The sequence below is a fragment of the Pseudomonas sp. PDM32 genome (genome assembly GCF_019219225.1).
Classification (GTDB): domain Bacteria; phylum Pseudomonadota; class Gammaproteobacteria; order Pseudomonadales; family Pseudomonadaceae; genus Aquipseudomonas; species Aquipseudomonas laurylsulfatiphila.
This window is the reverse complement of sequence record NZ_JAHUWE010000009.1, coordinates 112,083-125,787: the sequence shown is the minus strand read 5'-3', so window position 1 is coordinate 125,787 and position 13,705 is coordinate 112,083. Positions and strand designations below refer to the sequence as shown.

General features: G+C 58.3%; 7 protein-coding genes and 1 pseudogene. 5 read left to right on the top strand and 3 right to left on the bottom strand.

The window, feature by feature from the left end; genetic code table 11:
• Positions 1–44 precede the first annotated feature (44 nt).
• A pseudogene (locus KW846_RS30505) lies at positions 45–821 on the top strand (MCP four helix bundle domain-containing protein); the annotation flags it as partial.
• On the top strand, positions 816–1,679 hold the full coding sequence (locus KW846_RS30500; RefSeq protein ID WP_371321762.1) for a methyl-accepting chemotaxis protein: 864 nt from the start codon (positions 816–818) through the stop codon (positions 1,677–1,679). The pseudogene KW846_RS30505 and the gene KW846_RS30500, both read left to right, overlap by 6 nt.
• A 77-nt stretch (positions 1,680–1,756) precedes the next feature.
• Here KW846_RS30500 and ilvD read toward each other — a convergent pair whose 3' ends face one another.
• Entirely contained in the window at positions 1,757–3,439 is a 1,683-nt protein-coding gene (gene ilvD, locus KW846_RS18285) for a dihydroxy-acid dehydratase (RefSeq protein ID WP_218484028.1), read from the bottom strand.
• Between the two features lie 403 nt (positions 3,440–3,842).
• Here ilvD and mqo point away from each other — a divergent pair, with 403 nt between their 5' ends.
• Complete coding sequence (mqo, locus tag KW846_RS18280; RefSeq protein ID WP_116582119.1) at positions 3,843–5,489, top strand: malate dehydrogenase (quinone); 1,647 nt, start codon at positions 3,843–3,845, stop codon at positions 5,487–5,489.
• Between the two features lie 272 nt (positions 5,490–5,761).
• On the opposite strand, the gene KW846_RS18275 is transcribed toward mqo, so the two are convergent.
• Positions 5,762–9,523: a hypothetical protein gene (locus tag KW846_RS18275; protein ID WP_218484026.1), complete on the bottom strand. Its 3,762-nt coding sequence runs from the start codon at positions 9,521–9,523 to the stop codon at positions 5,762–5,764.
• Between the two features lie 1,161 nt (positions 9,524–10,684).
• On the opposite strand from KW846_RS18275, the gene KW846_RS18270 reads away from it, so the two are divergent.
• Positions 10,685–11,926 carry a molybdopterin-dependent oxidoreductase gene (locus KW846_RS18270; protein WP_218484024.1) on the top strand — a complete coding sequence of 414 codons (1,242 nt, stop codon included), beginning with the start codon at positions 10,685–10,687 and terminating at the stop codon, positions 11,924–11,926.
• A 10-nt stretch (positions 11,927–11,936) separates the two neighbouring features.
• Positions 11,937–12,572 (top strand): c-type cytochrome, encoded by a 636-nt coding sequence (locus KW846_RS18265; RefSeq protein WP_218484022.1) that lies wholly within the window; start codon positions 11,937–11,939, stop codon positions 12,570–12,572.
• Positions 12,573–12,820: 248 nt separating this feature from the next.
• Here the strand turns inward: KW846_RS18265 and KW846_RS18260 are convergent, their stop codons facing one another.
• Entirely contained in the window at positions 12,821–13,618 is a 798-nt protein-coding gene (locus tag KW846_RS18260; RefSeq protein WP_218484020.1) for a glycosyltransferase family 2 protein, read from the bottom strand.
• Positions 13,619–13,705: the final 87 nt, after the last annotated feature.

The window sequence follows — 13,705 nt, the reverse complement described above, 5'->3', positions numbered from 1 at the left end:
CTCTTCAAGCGTGCCATCCGCGGGGGGCAACCCCGTCGCCTAACGTGCCAGAGAGGAACCACAGAGTGTCCATAAAACTGCGTTTAATGTTGCTGATCGGCACCGGATTACTGACTGCATTGATCATGAGCCTGGTCAGTTACCTGGGGAACGCCCGGATGGCCGAGGCCGTGGACGACGACAACGTCAGCATGGTCGCGCTGCGCAACCACCTCGAAGCCGATATGATGCACGACGCGTTGCGCGCCGACGTGCTGTCGGCCATGTTGGTGGGCTTGAACAAGAGCACCAGCAGCAAAGCCGAGGTGCGCAGTTCCGTCGAAGAACACACTGGGCGCTTTCGCGAAGTGCTCGGGGAAAACCTCAAGCTGCCGGTCAACGACACCATCAAGGCCGGCCTGAACAAGATCAAGCCCAGCCTCGACACCTATATCAGCGCCGCCGAACGCATCGTCGGTCTGGCCCTGGAAAACCCGGAGGCTGCGCAACAGGAGCTGGGCACGTTCAACAACGTCTTCAGCCAACTGGAAGACCAGATGGAGGCCCTCAGCGAGTTGATCGAAAGCAACACGCAACAGACCAGCCAGGGCACAGTGCTTGCCATCAGCAACGCCAACCTGACCCTGGGCGGTGTGCTGATTGCCAGCCTGTTGTTGCTGCTGGCCCTGGGGCGCTCGGCGATCCTGAGCATCATGGGCCCGTTGCAAACCGCCAGCCGCATTGCCGAGAGCATCACCCATGGCAACCTCAGCGAGCCGATTGTCGAGCCCACTCGCAAGGACGAAGCCAGCGCCTTGATTCGTAGCCTGGCAACCATGCAGCGGGATTTGCGCGGCATGATCGAGGTCGTGCGCAGCAACGCCCACGGCGTCAGCGGCATGAGCGAACTGCTGAGCCACGGCTGCCATGAGGTGGCCGGCAGCAGCCAGCAGCAAAGCGCGGCGGCCAGCACCATGGCTGCGGCCGCCAGCGAAATGACCGCGAGCATCGAGGAAATCACCCGGCATGCCGAACGGGCACTGAATATGGCCAATCAGGCAGAAAACCTGGCCAAGGATGGTGGCCGGGTGATCCACAAGGTGGTCAGCGACATGGACGGCATCGCGCGTTCGGCGCAGCAGTCGGCGCAGGTGATCCGCACGCTGGACAAGGAGTCCGAGGGGATTTTCAACATCATCCAGGTGATCAAGGGCATTGCCGACCAGACCAACCTGCTGGCACTCAACGCCGCCATCGAAGCCGCCCGCGCCGGCGAGCAGGGGCGCGGTTTTGCCGTGGTGGCCGATGAGGTCCGCAGCCTGGCGGGGCGCACCAGCGCTTCCACCCAGGAAATCGCCAGCATGGTCGCGCGCATTCAGCAAAGCACTCGCGAGGCGGTGATCAGCATGGAGGAGGGCGTGGCCCAGGTCGACAAAGGCATGGCGGTGACGGCCGATGTCGAGCGCGCCATCCGCGAGATTCTCGATGCCACGCTGCACACCACGCAACTGGTCAATGACATCAGCCGCACCATCGGTGAGCAAAGCCTGGCCAGCAACGAGATCGCCCATCAGGTGGAGATGATTGCCGGCATGTCCGAAGGCAACAGCAAGGTGATCGGGCAGACGGCTTCGACCACGGATGAGTTGTCGAGCCTGGCGGGGCAGCTGTCGCAGTCGGTGGATCGGTTCAGGCTTTAAAAGATCGCAGCCTGCGGCAGCTCCTACATGGATCGCGTACCTCTGTAGGAGCTGCCGCAGGCTGCGATCTTTTGACTTTAAAGATACTTATCCGTCACCGCCCCCTCCGAAGCACTGGACACCGTCTTCGCATACTTGGCCAGCACCCCGCGCTTGTACTTGGATTCCGGGCGCACCCAACGCGACTTGCGCTCGGCCAGCACGGCATCGGAGACATCCACGGTAATCTGCCGGGTTTCAGCGTCGATGGTAATCCTGTCACCGTTTTCCACCAGGGCAATCGGCCCGCCCTCAAACGCCTCAGGCGTGATATGCCCCACCACAAAACCATGCGAGCCACCAGAGAAGCGCCCGTCGGTGATCAGCGCCACATCCTTGCCCAGGCCCTTGCCCATGACCGCTGACGTCGGCGACAGCATTTCGCGCATGCCCGGCCCGCCCTTGGGCCCTTCGTAGCGGATCACGATCACTTCGCCGGGCTGCACCTCGCCGTTGAGAATGCCGGCCAGCGCACCTTCCTCGCCGTGATAGACCCGCGCCGTGCCTTCAAAGCGCAGGCCTTCCTTGCCGGTGATCTTGGCCACGGCGCCGGTGGGCGAGAGGTTGCCGCGCAGGATGACCAGGTGCGAGTCCTTCTTGATCGGCTGGTCGAAGGGCCGGATCACGTCCTGTCCGGCCGGATAGTCGGGCACGCCGGCGAGGTTTTCCGCCAGGGTCTGGCCGGTGACGGTCAGCACATCGCCGTGCAGCATGCCGGCATCGAGCATGCGTTTCATCAGCGGTTGAATGCCGCCGATGGCCACCAGTTCGCTCATCATGTACTTGCCGCTGGGGCGCAGGTCGGCGAGCACCGGGGAGATCTTGCCCAGCTCGACGAAGTCATCCAGGGTCAGCTCGACATCCACCGCGTTGGCCATGGCCAGCAGATGCAGCACGGCGTTGGTCGAGCCGGCGAGGGCGATCACCACGCGGATCGCATTCTCGAAGGCTTTGCGGGTCATGATGTCCCGGGGTTTGAGGTCGAGCTTGAGCAACTCCATGACCTGCTGCCCGGCGCGGAAACTGTCCGAGGCCTTGTCGCCGCCAATGGCGTCCTGGGAGCTGGAACCGGGCAAGCTCATGCCCAGCGCCTCGATGGCCGAGGCCATGGTGTTGGCGGTGTACATGCCGCCACAGGAGCCGGGGCCGGGAATCGCCACTTCCTCGATCTGCTTGACCTGGATCTCGCTGATGTCGCCCCGCGCGTGCTGGCCCACGGCCTCGAACACGGAAATGATGTCGGTATGCCCGGCCCCCGGCTGGATGGTGCCGCCATAGACAAAGATCGACGGGCGATTGAGCCGCGCCATGCCGATCAGGCAGCCCGGCATGTTCTTGTCGCAGCCGCCGATGGTCACCAGGCCGTCGAAACCCTCGCAACCGGTGACCACTTCGATGGAGTCGGCGATCACTTCGCGCGATACCAGGGAATACTTCATGCCTTCGGTGCCGTTGGCGATGCCGTCGGAAATGGTGATGGTATTGAAGATGACGCCCTTGGCGCCGGCGGCATTCGCGCCTTTTTCGGCCTCGAGCGCCAGCTTGTCGATATGCATGTTGCAGGGCGTGACCATGGCCCAGGTCGAGGCGATGCCGATCTGCGGCTTTTTGAAGTCTGCATCGGTAAAGCCCACGGCCCGCAGCATGGCGCGGGCCGGTGCGGCTTCCACGCCGTCGATCACTTGAGAGGAGTACTTGCGCAGATCGTCTTTGTCGCTCATGACTTGTCCTCACCGGCTCATCTGAAGACCACTGAGTATAGTCGCCGATCCGCCGTCACCTCGTGCACCGGCTGCTACGGCTCAATCAGTGACCGGACCATAGAGTCGGGAACAGACGCGCGGGTTAGCCATGTCGTGATATTCTTCGCCCCAACTTGGTTTGACCTATTCAGTTGGCGTGTCCTCGAGACGTGCCGACGGAATCACTGTCGCTCAAGTAGCTGAAGCCAAAAAAGATAAGAAGTCAGTTCAGAAGGGACATATAACTGGGGTCGATGCAGTCAGTCGGCCTTGTGTGCCCACCCTGCAATCCTTGAGTGCCGCATCCGTGACTGCCGTGAAACACGGGGGCTGTGCGCATGAGGATGGAAGGGCGGATGGCGTTTTATCATAGGTGCTACAGATGTTTAAGAAAGTGAACACAGCCCTGCTGGGGCTGGCCTTGTCGTTGGGGATGACGACAGCCCAGGCTGAAGAAGCCAAGAAAGTCGACGTACTGCTCATTGGCGGCGGCATCATGAGCGCGACCCTGGGTGTCTGGCTCAACGAGCTGGAACCTGGCACTTCGATGGAAATGATCGAGCGCCTCGACGGCGTCGCCCAGGAAAGCTCCAACGGCTGGAACAACGCCGGTACCGGTCACTCCGCCCTGGCCGAGCTGAACTACACCCCGGAAGACGAGAACGGCAAGGTCTCGATCCCGAAGGCCGTTGAAATCAACGAAGCCTTCCAGATTTCCCGTCAGTTCTGGGCCTGGCAGGTTCAGCAAGGCGTGCTGAAGAACCCGCGTTCGTTCATCAACTCCACGCCGCACATGAGCTTCGTGTGGGGCGATGACAACATCAAGTTCCTGAAAAAACGCTACGACGCCCTGCAGGCGAGCCCGCTGTTCGCCGGCATGCAGTACTCCGAAGACCCGGCTGTGATCAAGCAGTGGGTGCCGCTGATGATGGAAGGGCGTGACCCGAACCAGAAAATCGCGGCCACCTGGAGCCCGATCGGCACCGACGTGAACTTCGGCGAAATCACGCGTCAGTTTGTTGCACACCTGCAAACCACGCCGAAGTTCGACTTGAAGCTGTCCAGCGAAGTACAGGACATCACCAAGAACGCCGACGGCAGCTGGCGCGTCAGCTACAAAAACCTGAAAGACGGCAGCAAGACCGAAACCGACGCCAAGTTCGTGTTCATCGGCGCCGGCGGCGGTGCCCTGCACCTGCTGCAGAAGTCCGGCATTCCTGAAGCCCAGGAATACGCAGGCTTCCCGGTAGGTGGCTCGTTCCTGGTGACCGAGAACCCGACCATCGCCGAACAACACCTGGCCAAGGCCTACGGCAAGGCTTCGGTAGGCGCACCGCCGATGTCGGTTCCGCACCTGGACACCCGCGTGCTGGACGGCAAGCGCGTGATCCTGTTTGGCCCGTTCGCGACCTTTAGCACCAAGTTCCTGAAAGAAGGTTCGTACCTGGACCTGCTGACCACCACGACCACCCACAACGTGTGGCCAATGACCAAGGTCGGCATCAAGGAATACCCGCTGGTCGAGTACCTCGCCGGCCAACTGATGCTGTCGGATGAAGACCGCCTCAACGCCCTGAAGGAATACTTCCCGAACGCCAAGGCTGAAGACTGGCGCCTGTGGCAAGCCGGCCAGCGCGTGCAGATCATCAAGCGTGACGAAGCCGCCGGTGGCGTGCTGAAACTGGGCACCGAAATCGTCGCTTCGCAAGACGGCAGCATCGCCGGCCTGCTGGGCGCCTCCCCAGGCGCATCGACCGCCGCACCGATCATGCTGACCGTGCTGCAGAAAGTGTTCAAGGACAAGGTCGCGAGCCCTGAGTGGCAGGCAAAACTGCACCAGATCGTACCGAGCTACGGCACCCAGCTGAACAACAGCCCCGAGAAGGTTGCTGAAGAGTGGGCCTACACCGCCAAGGTGCTGGAACTGACTCCGCCACCAGCGGTGATCGCGCCGGCTGTGAAGCCAGTGACTGTCGACACGGATGCGAAGGCACCGAAGGCTAGTGCTGCGAGTGATATGGCTCTGTAACTAGACGCCGGATCAAAAAAAGCCCACTGAACCGGCGACGGTCAGTGGGTTTTTTTCGGTCTGGAGACTCGGAGCCCAATCCATTGGAGGTCCAAATGCTCAACGAAAACGCTAATTCATCAGAAACCCCAGGTTCGTCAGATTCCGATACTGAGTTCGTGTCCCGCAAAGCGGTCGGGGCAGGGACGGAGTTTCGGTTTGCGGTGCCGGTGATAGTTGCCGGAGAATGGATAAGTCCGTGCCTCGCCAAGCGGGGCACGGATTTTGAGCGATTAGCCCAGATCGCTCAACGACATGAATACGTGTTTCGGCATCGGTACGAATCGGTTATTGCGTAGCTGGCTGATCGAATACACCGCGCTGGCGGTACGGCCATTGCCGTCGCCAAAGCCCTGAAAACCTGCGATAGCCGCCAGCAAGTGTTTGTCGAAGTGCTCATGGGCGGCATCAAGCTTCTTCAGATGTTGCTCCAGCAAAGCAAAACCGCTGATGCTGCCGCCATATTTTGATGGTCCCCCTGCATTGCGCACAGTACCTGCAAGTTGAGGAACCAGTCGGCTGTGGATCTCTTTGACAACGGTCGCGTCGGTGAGTGATTTGTTGTTGACCGAGTATTCACGCAGGATCGCAACGATGTGCTCCAGTTCGTTATCTGAGGTCGAACCCTTGACCATCCAGGCTCCGGCTCTCTGCGCATTGTCGGTAAAGCCCTGGGGGTTGAAGGCAGATTCAGGCATTACATCGGTGTAGGGCGGCTTGCCCAGATCCAGCTTCAATACGTTTTGCTGATGATTCTTGAGGTAGTTGATTTTCTTTGTTTCAAGCTCGGCCAAGTGTCCAAGTGTTTCAGAGTAGTCATGAGCGTTTGTAGTGAACTTTGTTCCGTTGAACCGAGGCCCCCTGCTTTTTGTGAACGCAATCAGTACGTCGTTCGCTGCGGCATGACCTATCAATGACTCCAGTTCCCGGAAACCTTTTGAGGACTGAGTCGCTTCTCTCGTTGCATTGTTGAACAGATGCTGCAGTTCCGTCGTATTGGTTCCTTTCGGGACGGAAACGACGTCCTGGCTCAGTCGTGCCACGATCTGCTCGACAGTTTCCAGTGCATCATCTTTGAACAATGCCCGGGCATGAGCCACTGTCGGCAGTGTCATTCGAATTTCGCTGGCAGCCCCGGTCTTGCTCAACGCCTTGACCAGGTCGTACGAACCGCTGCCAGTGTTGGTCAAACGACGCAATTGACGGGCTCCGGACTTGCTGATGGAACTACCGTAGTGACTGAGTTTCAACACGCCTCTGCCTGCCAGCTTCCCGGCACCGATGACCAGTTGGGGAACCCCGTCGAGCGGGTTGAAGATGGAGACCAGGATTCTGCCTGCTACGCGACCGAGACTTAACAGCTTGGTACTGCTGGCCACTGCCTTTGCCAGCGCTCCGGCAGCCCCGATAAAGACAAAGGCAACGGCGAGGGTATCGATAATACAGGTGAAGGCAGCTCCGCTGCGTTGCTCCGGATCCTTCGAAGTCAGTTGTTGGATACAGCCTCTGAATGGAATGAAGATATTCAGAACGATGTTGGCAATGCGTTTGAATTCTTCCTGCTTTTCTTCGTACTCGGTCTGGTCATAGCCAAGCCGGTAGAATTCGTCGTAAGTGATGGGCGGGTTCTCTTGTGCAATGAAGTCGGCAATGTTCTTTAGCCTCGGCGAGTAAAAGCTGTCCATTGGCGAGATGTACCAGCGTGCATGTTCGTCGTGTTCCGCAAACTCACCAAACCGATCAAGCAGCATGCCGAATTCGCTGATATGCGCATATTCTTCAAGTCGCCAGTGTTGGCGCGGAAGTAATTTGTTGATGTCCGCCTGTTCACTTTGATGAGGCGTTGCCCCCCGGAAGTAAGCATCGTGCTCGGTAATGATGCCTTCCAGGTAGGTGAGGCGTGGAAATTTTCCAGTTTCTTCGTTGGTCGTTTCGTCGAATTCACCAGTGCTTTCGTTAAATGGGGGAGCATTGAAGTAAGCCTCGGCCAGTCGATCACTTTTGCGGCAAAGTCCCTGTAACGGGAACAATTCGAAGCAATGGTTTTTCGACTTGAAACGACACAGGATGACTACGCCGTGCGGGGAGAAGTGGTCGGCGCTGTGCCCGGCGATATTGCGGTTCCCGCGCACGAGGTAGAGGGTTGACGCACCCTGTGTCAGGGCTTCTCGATCACTCATGGGCAGGCTGGAGAATGCCAGCCGGATCATTGTGCTGATACCCGACTTGAAGTTTTCGTGCTGCGGCTTGAGCTTTTCTGCATATAGCTGATTAATTGGCGCAAGACTCGCCAGTCCTGGATGCACGTCATGCAGATTGCGCTTGCTCGATTTGCTGGTGAGATTTTTACGGTGTAACTGGCTGGCGAGATAGGTATTGATCAGCGTGTCGCTAAAAGGACCACCTGGATCGAGCAGCGAAGAAAGGTCTTCAAACTGATTTCCGATGCCAGCATCGGACCGTGTGTCGCTGAAAAGGTCCGGTGCAGAAAACACTTCCTGATGACTATCGATACCGGCATCGAACAGCGTTTGCCTTGCCAGTTTCCGCCGGCTGACCGGTGCAGCGGTTATTGCCTTCAGCGCATCCTCCAGTTCATTGGCATAAGTGGTGTAATGATTCATTGCCGCTGTTGCGACTTGTTCTACTGACAGTGCCGCGTCGTCGCGGGGCGTCAGTTCGTTGATATTTGCCCACTCCATCACGCATTGCAGGTTGATTACCTGATGCAGTGATCGTTGGGCATCGCTGAGCGGCGCGAGTGCGGCAAATTTCATCAGTTGGTCATAAGACAATTTCAGGGATAACCCGGGAGCGATCCTTTCAGTCAGCATTACCGCTTTGCGCAACATGACCCAGCCGGGTGAACTGATCTGCAGTGCCGGTGGGGTAACCACCAGAAATTCCGGGGATTGGCCCGCCAGAACCAGTTCCACCGCCAGGAGCGCAGCGAACGGACTGGCACGATTGATCTGTTCAAAGTGGTCTTTGAGACGAGTGCGCGCCTGCGCCGGGCTTTCGTGTACATACAGCGGTGCATAACGCAATCCACGATGAGACTCGACCCGTTCCTCCGAGCCCATGTCCAGGTCCAGCACAACAGCGGCGAGCAGCAACCGGCTACGGGCGACCTCCGTCATTGTCTGTCCCGTGCCTTGGGTCTGCAGTGCGTCGAAACAGGTCTGCGCAAAACGCTGCGCTCCGTTCGTTTTCATCAGGTGTTCCCACGCCAGTCGCGGATCCTCTTGCACCAGCGCGCCGCTCCACTTCTCGAGCAGCACATCCGTCAGGTAGTTGATCAACGGCTCGGCATGCCGGCCCAAATCGGCCATCAGCTTTCGCACTTCCTGCATGATCACAGGGTATTGCTCTGGCTCGACAATCAGGGCGACATCCTGAGTCGCCTCGGAAATACCCCAGTAGTTGCCGAATTTTGGCGCTGCCGGCATGTTGAAGTTCAGGCAGTCGATCAGGTTCGCAATGCCTGTGTTGTCTTGAGGCGTATCGATTTCCTTAAAGGCCAGCCAGTTGCGCAACGGTATTGTGGCGCTGGAGGAAATAATTCCGCCTGTACGCCATGCTGTCGCAGACAGAAGTTCAATGTCGGCCCGCAAGGATTCGATTTCGTAAAGTTCATCGGTAATGATGGTGTAGTGAATATAAATGCCCGTAGAGCCGATTTCTTCATAGGTTGCGTAAACTTCTCCATTGCTTAGAACCATGATCCAGTGGTCTTCATGGAGGTTCAGGGCGTCAGCCAGTTTAATGTAATCTGGATGCTTGCCTAGTGTCCGTAACAGCAATTTGCCGGCGTGGTGTTCACTGTCAAAATGGCTTCCCGAAACTACCTCTGTGGCGAGTTGCATGAAGTCTTCATTGACGTGAAATGTTTGCAGAAGGAAGTTTCTGTTCTCCAACGCCCTGGCTATCTTCAGGCGCTCTGTTTCATCGGCTGATGCAGGGCCAGTGGCAAACAGGTTACGGCTAATGTCCATATAGATTTCTTCTGTTCTCGGTTGATGTAATGCAGCGGTCAGTCGTTGGGTGTGACTGGTTGTGAAGTTGTTGGGAAATATAAAACATTGTGCGTTCTGGGTTTTTTATATTGGATTTCAGGTTGTTTTAAAAAGTGTCGAAATATTTATTGGTTGTTTTTGTTGTTGAAATATACTTTGTTGCACTCGTCGAAATAACTTTAATGTGCATGGGGCGATTGGTCTGGTGGATTGTTTTTAATACACGGGAACAAGGTGCTGACTACTGTCAGCACCTTGTTCCTCGATCTGAAGCTGGTGCGTAATGAGTCTGATCGTGTTGCTGGCGGCGAGAGCGGGTTATCGGCTGTTGCCGTTCTCTCTTGTCCTCTTGAGAATCAAAAGATCGCAACCTGCGACGGCTCCTACAGGGGGAGGTTCGTCATTCAACCTGCCGATCGTGCGCTTGCAGCATGGCAACCCATTCCGCGGCGAATCGATGGCAATCTCTGGGCCTGCGCGTCGTGAGCAGTTGCTCCTCGTGCACCACAAACCTCACTTGCGATGCCTGCTCGCTATCGTGTCTGGCAATGAGGGGCCGTGCACAAAGTCGGATTTGCACGACAGTGAAGCGGTCACTTCTGCCTCGACGGTCTGCTCGTAGGTGCGGTAGTCACGCCCAACCCACGGCGCGGTCATCAGCCATGCCGACAACTCCATGGTTGCCGCCAGCAAAGCCGTGACTTGGCATTCAAGCCCCGTTCGCTGCCTGGTTGCCAATGAGCCTGATGCAAAAAAAGCCCACTGAGCCGGCGACGGTCAGTGGGCTTTTTTGTGGGCGATGGTAGGCAATGCGTTGAGCTCGGAGTGTCTACGCCGGCCTTTACAGGGATTCCTGTCATCAATTGTCAAGTCGCTGACGCCCAATGAGAAGCAGACAGTTTGGCCCTGAGGATACTGGTTTGTTTACCGACCTGGGTAACGCGAAACGGTAAGTCTGATATCTCTTCGCCCTGGCGGGAATTTGTAGGGGCGAGCTTGCTCTGGGCGGCGTTCCGACGATGGACTCAAGTGCGCTGCGTTTAGTCAGTAAGCATGTGTTTTCGTTAACGTCCATCGCGAGCAGGCTCGCTCCCACAGTAGTCAGTTGCATCTCGATAAAACAATCATAGAGAGCGCAGAATGAAGTTCAGTTTTATAGACAGCCGCCAGCCGAGCCGCCGGCGGGTTTTACGCGATGCTTTCACGTTGGCGTTGGCGGCTTCGCCGGTGGCAAATCTGGCCAGGGCCGCCGAGGAAAACACTGAAGAAGTGACCTTTGCCGCGGGCCCACGACCGTTAGTCCAATACCCGCAAAAACGTCCGTTGACCCTGGTGACCACGCGCCCGCCGCACCTGGAGACGCCGTTTTCTGTCTTCAATGAAGGGGTCATCACGCCCAATGACGCTTTTTTCGTGCGTTACCACTTGGCCAATTTTCCGACCAGTATCGATCCGGACAGCTACCGCCTGACGATCAGGGGCTTGGTCGACACGCCGCTGTCGCTTTCCCTTGCCGAACTCAAGGCGCTTGCCGAGCCGGTGGAGGTGGTGGCCGTCAATCAGTGTTCGGGCAACAGCCGAGGCTTCTCGATGCCGCGGGTGTTCGGGGCTCAGTTGGGCAATGGCTCGATGGGCAATGCGCGGTGGCTGGGTGTACCGCTCAAGGCGGTACTGGAAAAGGCGGGGGTGAAGGCCGGAGCCATGCAAGTGACCTTCCGTGGGCTCGATAAGCCGGTGCTGCCGAGCACGCCGGAGTTCATCAAGGCGCTGGACATCAGCCATGCCATGGACGGCGAGCCGATGATCGCCTGGTCGATGAATGGCACCGACCTGCCATTTCTCAACGGTTACCCGATTCGTCTGGTGGTGCCCGGTTATTTCGGCACGTACTGGGTCAAGCACCTGAGTGAGATCGAAGTCGTCGACCATACCTACGACGGCTTCTTCATGGCCAAGGGGTACCGGGTCCCGGATAACGATTGCCTGTGCATTGCCCCCGGCACCACGGCGGCGAACACCCAACCGATTTCCAGACTGCCGGTGCGCAGTTTCATCACCAGCGTCAAACACGGCGATGTATTGCCGCTGAACCAGAGCCTGGTGCTCAAGGGCATCGCGTTCGATGGCGGCGTCGGGGTCAACAAGGTCGAGGTGTCGATCGATGGCGGAGCCACCTGGCGCGAATCCACCCTCGGGCAGGACCTGGGCCGTTTCTCCTTTCGTGAGTGGACGCTGCCGATCACCTTTACCCGCAAGGGCGCCACTCAGTTGATGGTGCGCGCCAGCAACAGGGCCGGCGAGACGCAGCCGCTGCAAGCGGACTGGAACCCCGGTGGCTACCGCCGCCACGTCGTCGAAACCCGCCACGTGACCGTCGCCTGAGGAGGGCTGCATGAAATTTTTGACCTCCCTGCTGTGCGCCGCTCAGGTTTGCCTGATGACCCAGGCTGACGCCGCGCCACTCTCGATCACCTTGCCGCCCGAAACGGCAGCGTTCAAGCCCAGTTCGCTGCCTGGTTACCCCTTGGCGCAGCAGAAGTGCTCCACCTGCCATTCGGCCGACTACATCAATTTCCAGCCGCCCGGCATGAGCCTGGCGCAGTGGACTGCCGAAGCGGGCAAGATGCAGCACGTGTACGGTGCTCCGATCAGCGACCGGGACGTGAGTGTGATCGGCGCGTACCTGGCGGCGACCTACGGCAGTGCCAAGGCCACTGACGCCGATGTCCAGACGGCCTCGAACCCACCGCTGGAGCCGCCCCGGACGGTGTCGGTGGCAAAAGTGGCTTCAGCCTTGCTCAAGGACAACGCTTGCCTGTCCTGCCACGCAATCGACCATAAGGTCGTTGGCCCGGCCTATCACGATGTGGCGGCCAAATATGCCAATGACCCCCAGGCGCTGGCCCAGGTAATGTCCAGCATTCAGCATGGCGGCAGCGGGAAGTGGGGGGATGTGCCCATGCCACCCTTCGCACAATTGGGCCCGGACGACCTGAAAAGCCTGGCGACGTTCATCATGAGCCAGTGAGTCCGCCGTCCAGGTAGCTGGCAATGGTCGCCAGTTGGGTGGAGCACCTGTTCCCCTGTAGGAGCTGCCGGAGGCTGCGATCTTTTGATCTGATCTTCAGCAATCTCCAGATCGCAAAAGCAAGATCAAAAGATCGCAGCCTTCGGCAGCTCCTACAGATATTTCGTTATCTGTGTCCCCCGGGATTCCGCCCACTGAACCGGCGACGGTCAGTGGGCTTTTCTGTGAGTGCGATTTGTTCAATCCATCTAGGGATTGGCGGCACTGAAGCGCTTGAGAATGTCCTGGTACATTTTGGTCCGCCGGTGATCCCGGCCATATCCGCCAGCGGCGGCGACGGTGCCGGCCTGGACGTGGTCCAGGTACTTGAAGATTTTGCCGGGGGACAGAAACACCACCTTGTAGCCGAGGCCGATCGCGCGGTCCTGCAGCTCATAACCGGGCACCCGGTCATCGATCTGGAAATGCAGACCCTGCTGCTTCATCAGCCTGCAATTCCATAGCGTGCAAAAGCTTTTCAGGTGGGTTTCGGTGTAGGGCTTCGGTTCTCTTGAACGCAGGCCCAGGGACAGTTTCAAGCGGCGCAAATGGTGCTTTGCGAAGCGTGAGGTGAAGCGCCAGACAGTCCTTGGCAACCCGCGATTGAGTTGCTCGGTGCAGCCGACCGCGATGACATTTTGGTCCCTGGTGCAGTGCTCCATCATCACCGTAAAGATGTTGGCATCGAAGACGAAAGTGTCGGTGTGCATCAGGAACAGATGGTCGGTATCGACCCTGGACAGCGCCATGTCCAGTGCCTTGCCATGGGCAATGTGGCCGGGTTCTTTGGTGGGGGCATCGCGTTCGATCAGGTTGATCCAGTCCAGTGAGCGCAGATACTCGACGCTGGCGTCCGCCGAATCGTTGTCCACCACACAGACGGGTATGCCGGCTTTGCGTGCAGGCTCACGCAAAAGGTCCAGGCAGATCCTGGTCAGATCGAGGGTTTTGTAATTCACCAGCACGATGCTGAACGGCGGTTTGGCGCTTGTATCGACACGGGCCATCTTCGAAATGCTCGACTACCTGAAAGCTTCGAAGACTAAACAGGCAACCTTAGCCCAAGCTTAATTTCACCTGGGCGGGTTGGCCGT

Excerpts from the sequence above, each read along its gene's own strand:
- mqo (WP_116582119.1), top strand. The coding sequence starts at position 3,843 with ATGTTTAAGAAAGTGAACACAGCCCTGCTGGGGCTGGCCTTGTCGTTG.
- ilvD (WP_218484028.1), bottom strand. The coding sequence starts at position 3,439 with ATGAGCGACAAAGACGATCTGCGCAAGTACTCCTCTCAAGTGATCGAC.
- KW846_RS18270 (WP_218484024.1), top strand. The coding sequence starts at position 10,685 with ATGAAGTTCAGTTTTATAGACAGCCGCCAGCCGAGCCGCCGGCGGGTT.
- KW846_RS30500 (WP_371321762.1), top strand. The coding sequence starts at position 816 with ATGCAGCGGGATTTGCGCGGCATGATCGAGGTCGTGCGCAGCAACGCC.
- KW846_RS18260 (WP_218484020.1), bottom strand. The coding sequence starts at position 13,618 with ATGGCCCGTGTCGATACAAGCGCCAAACCGCCGTTCAGCATCGTGCTG.
- KW846_RS18275 (WP_218484026.1), bottom strand. The coding sequence starts at position 9,523 with ATGGACATTAGCCGTAACCTGTTTGCCACTGGCCCTGCATCAGCCGAT.
- KW846_RS18265 (WP_218484022.1), top strand. The coding sequence starts at position 11,937 with ATGAAATTTTTGACCTCCCTGCTGTGCGCCGCTCAGGTTTGCCTGATG.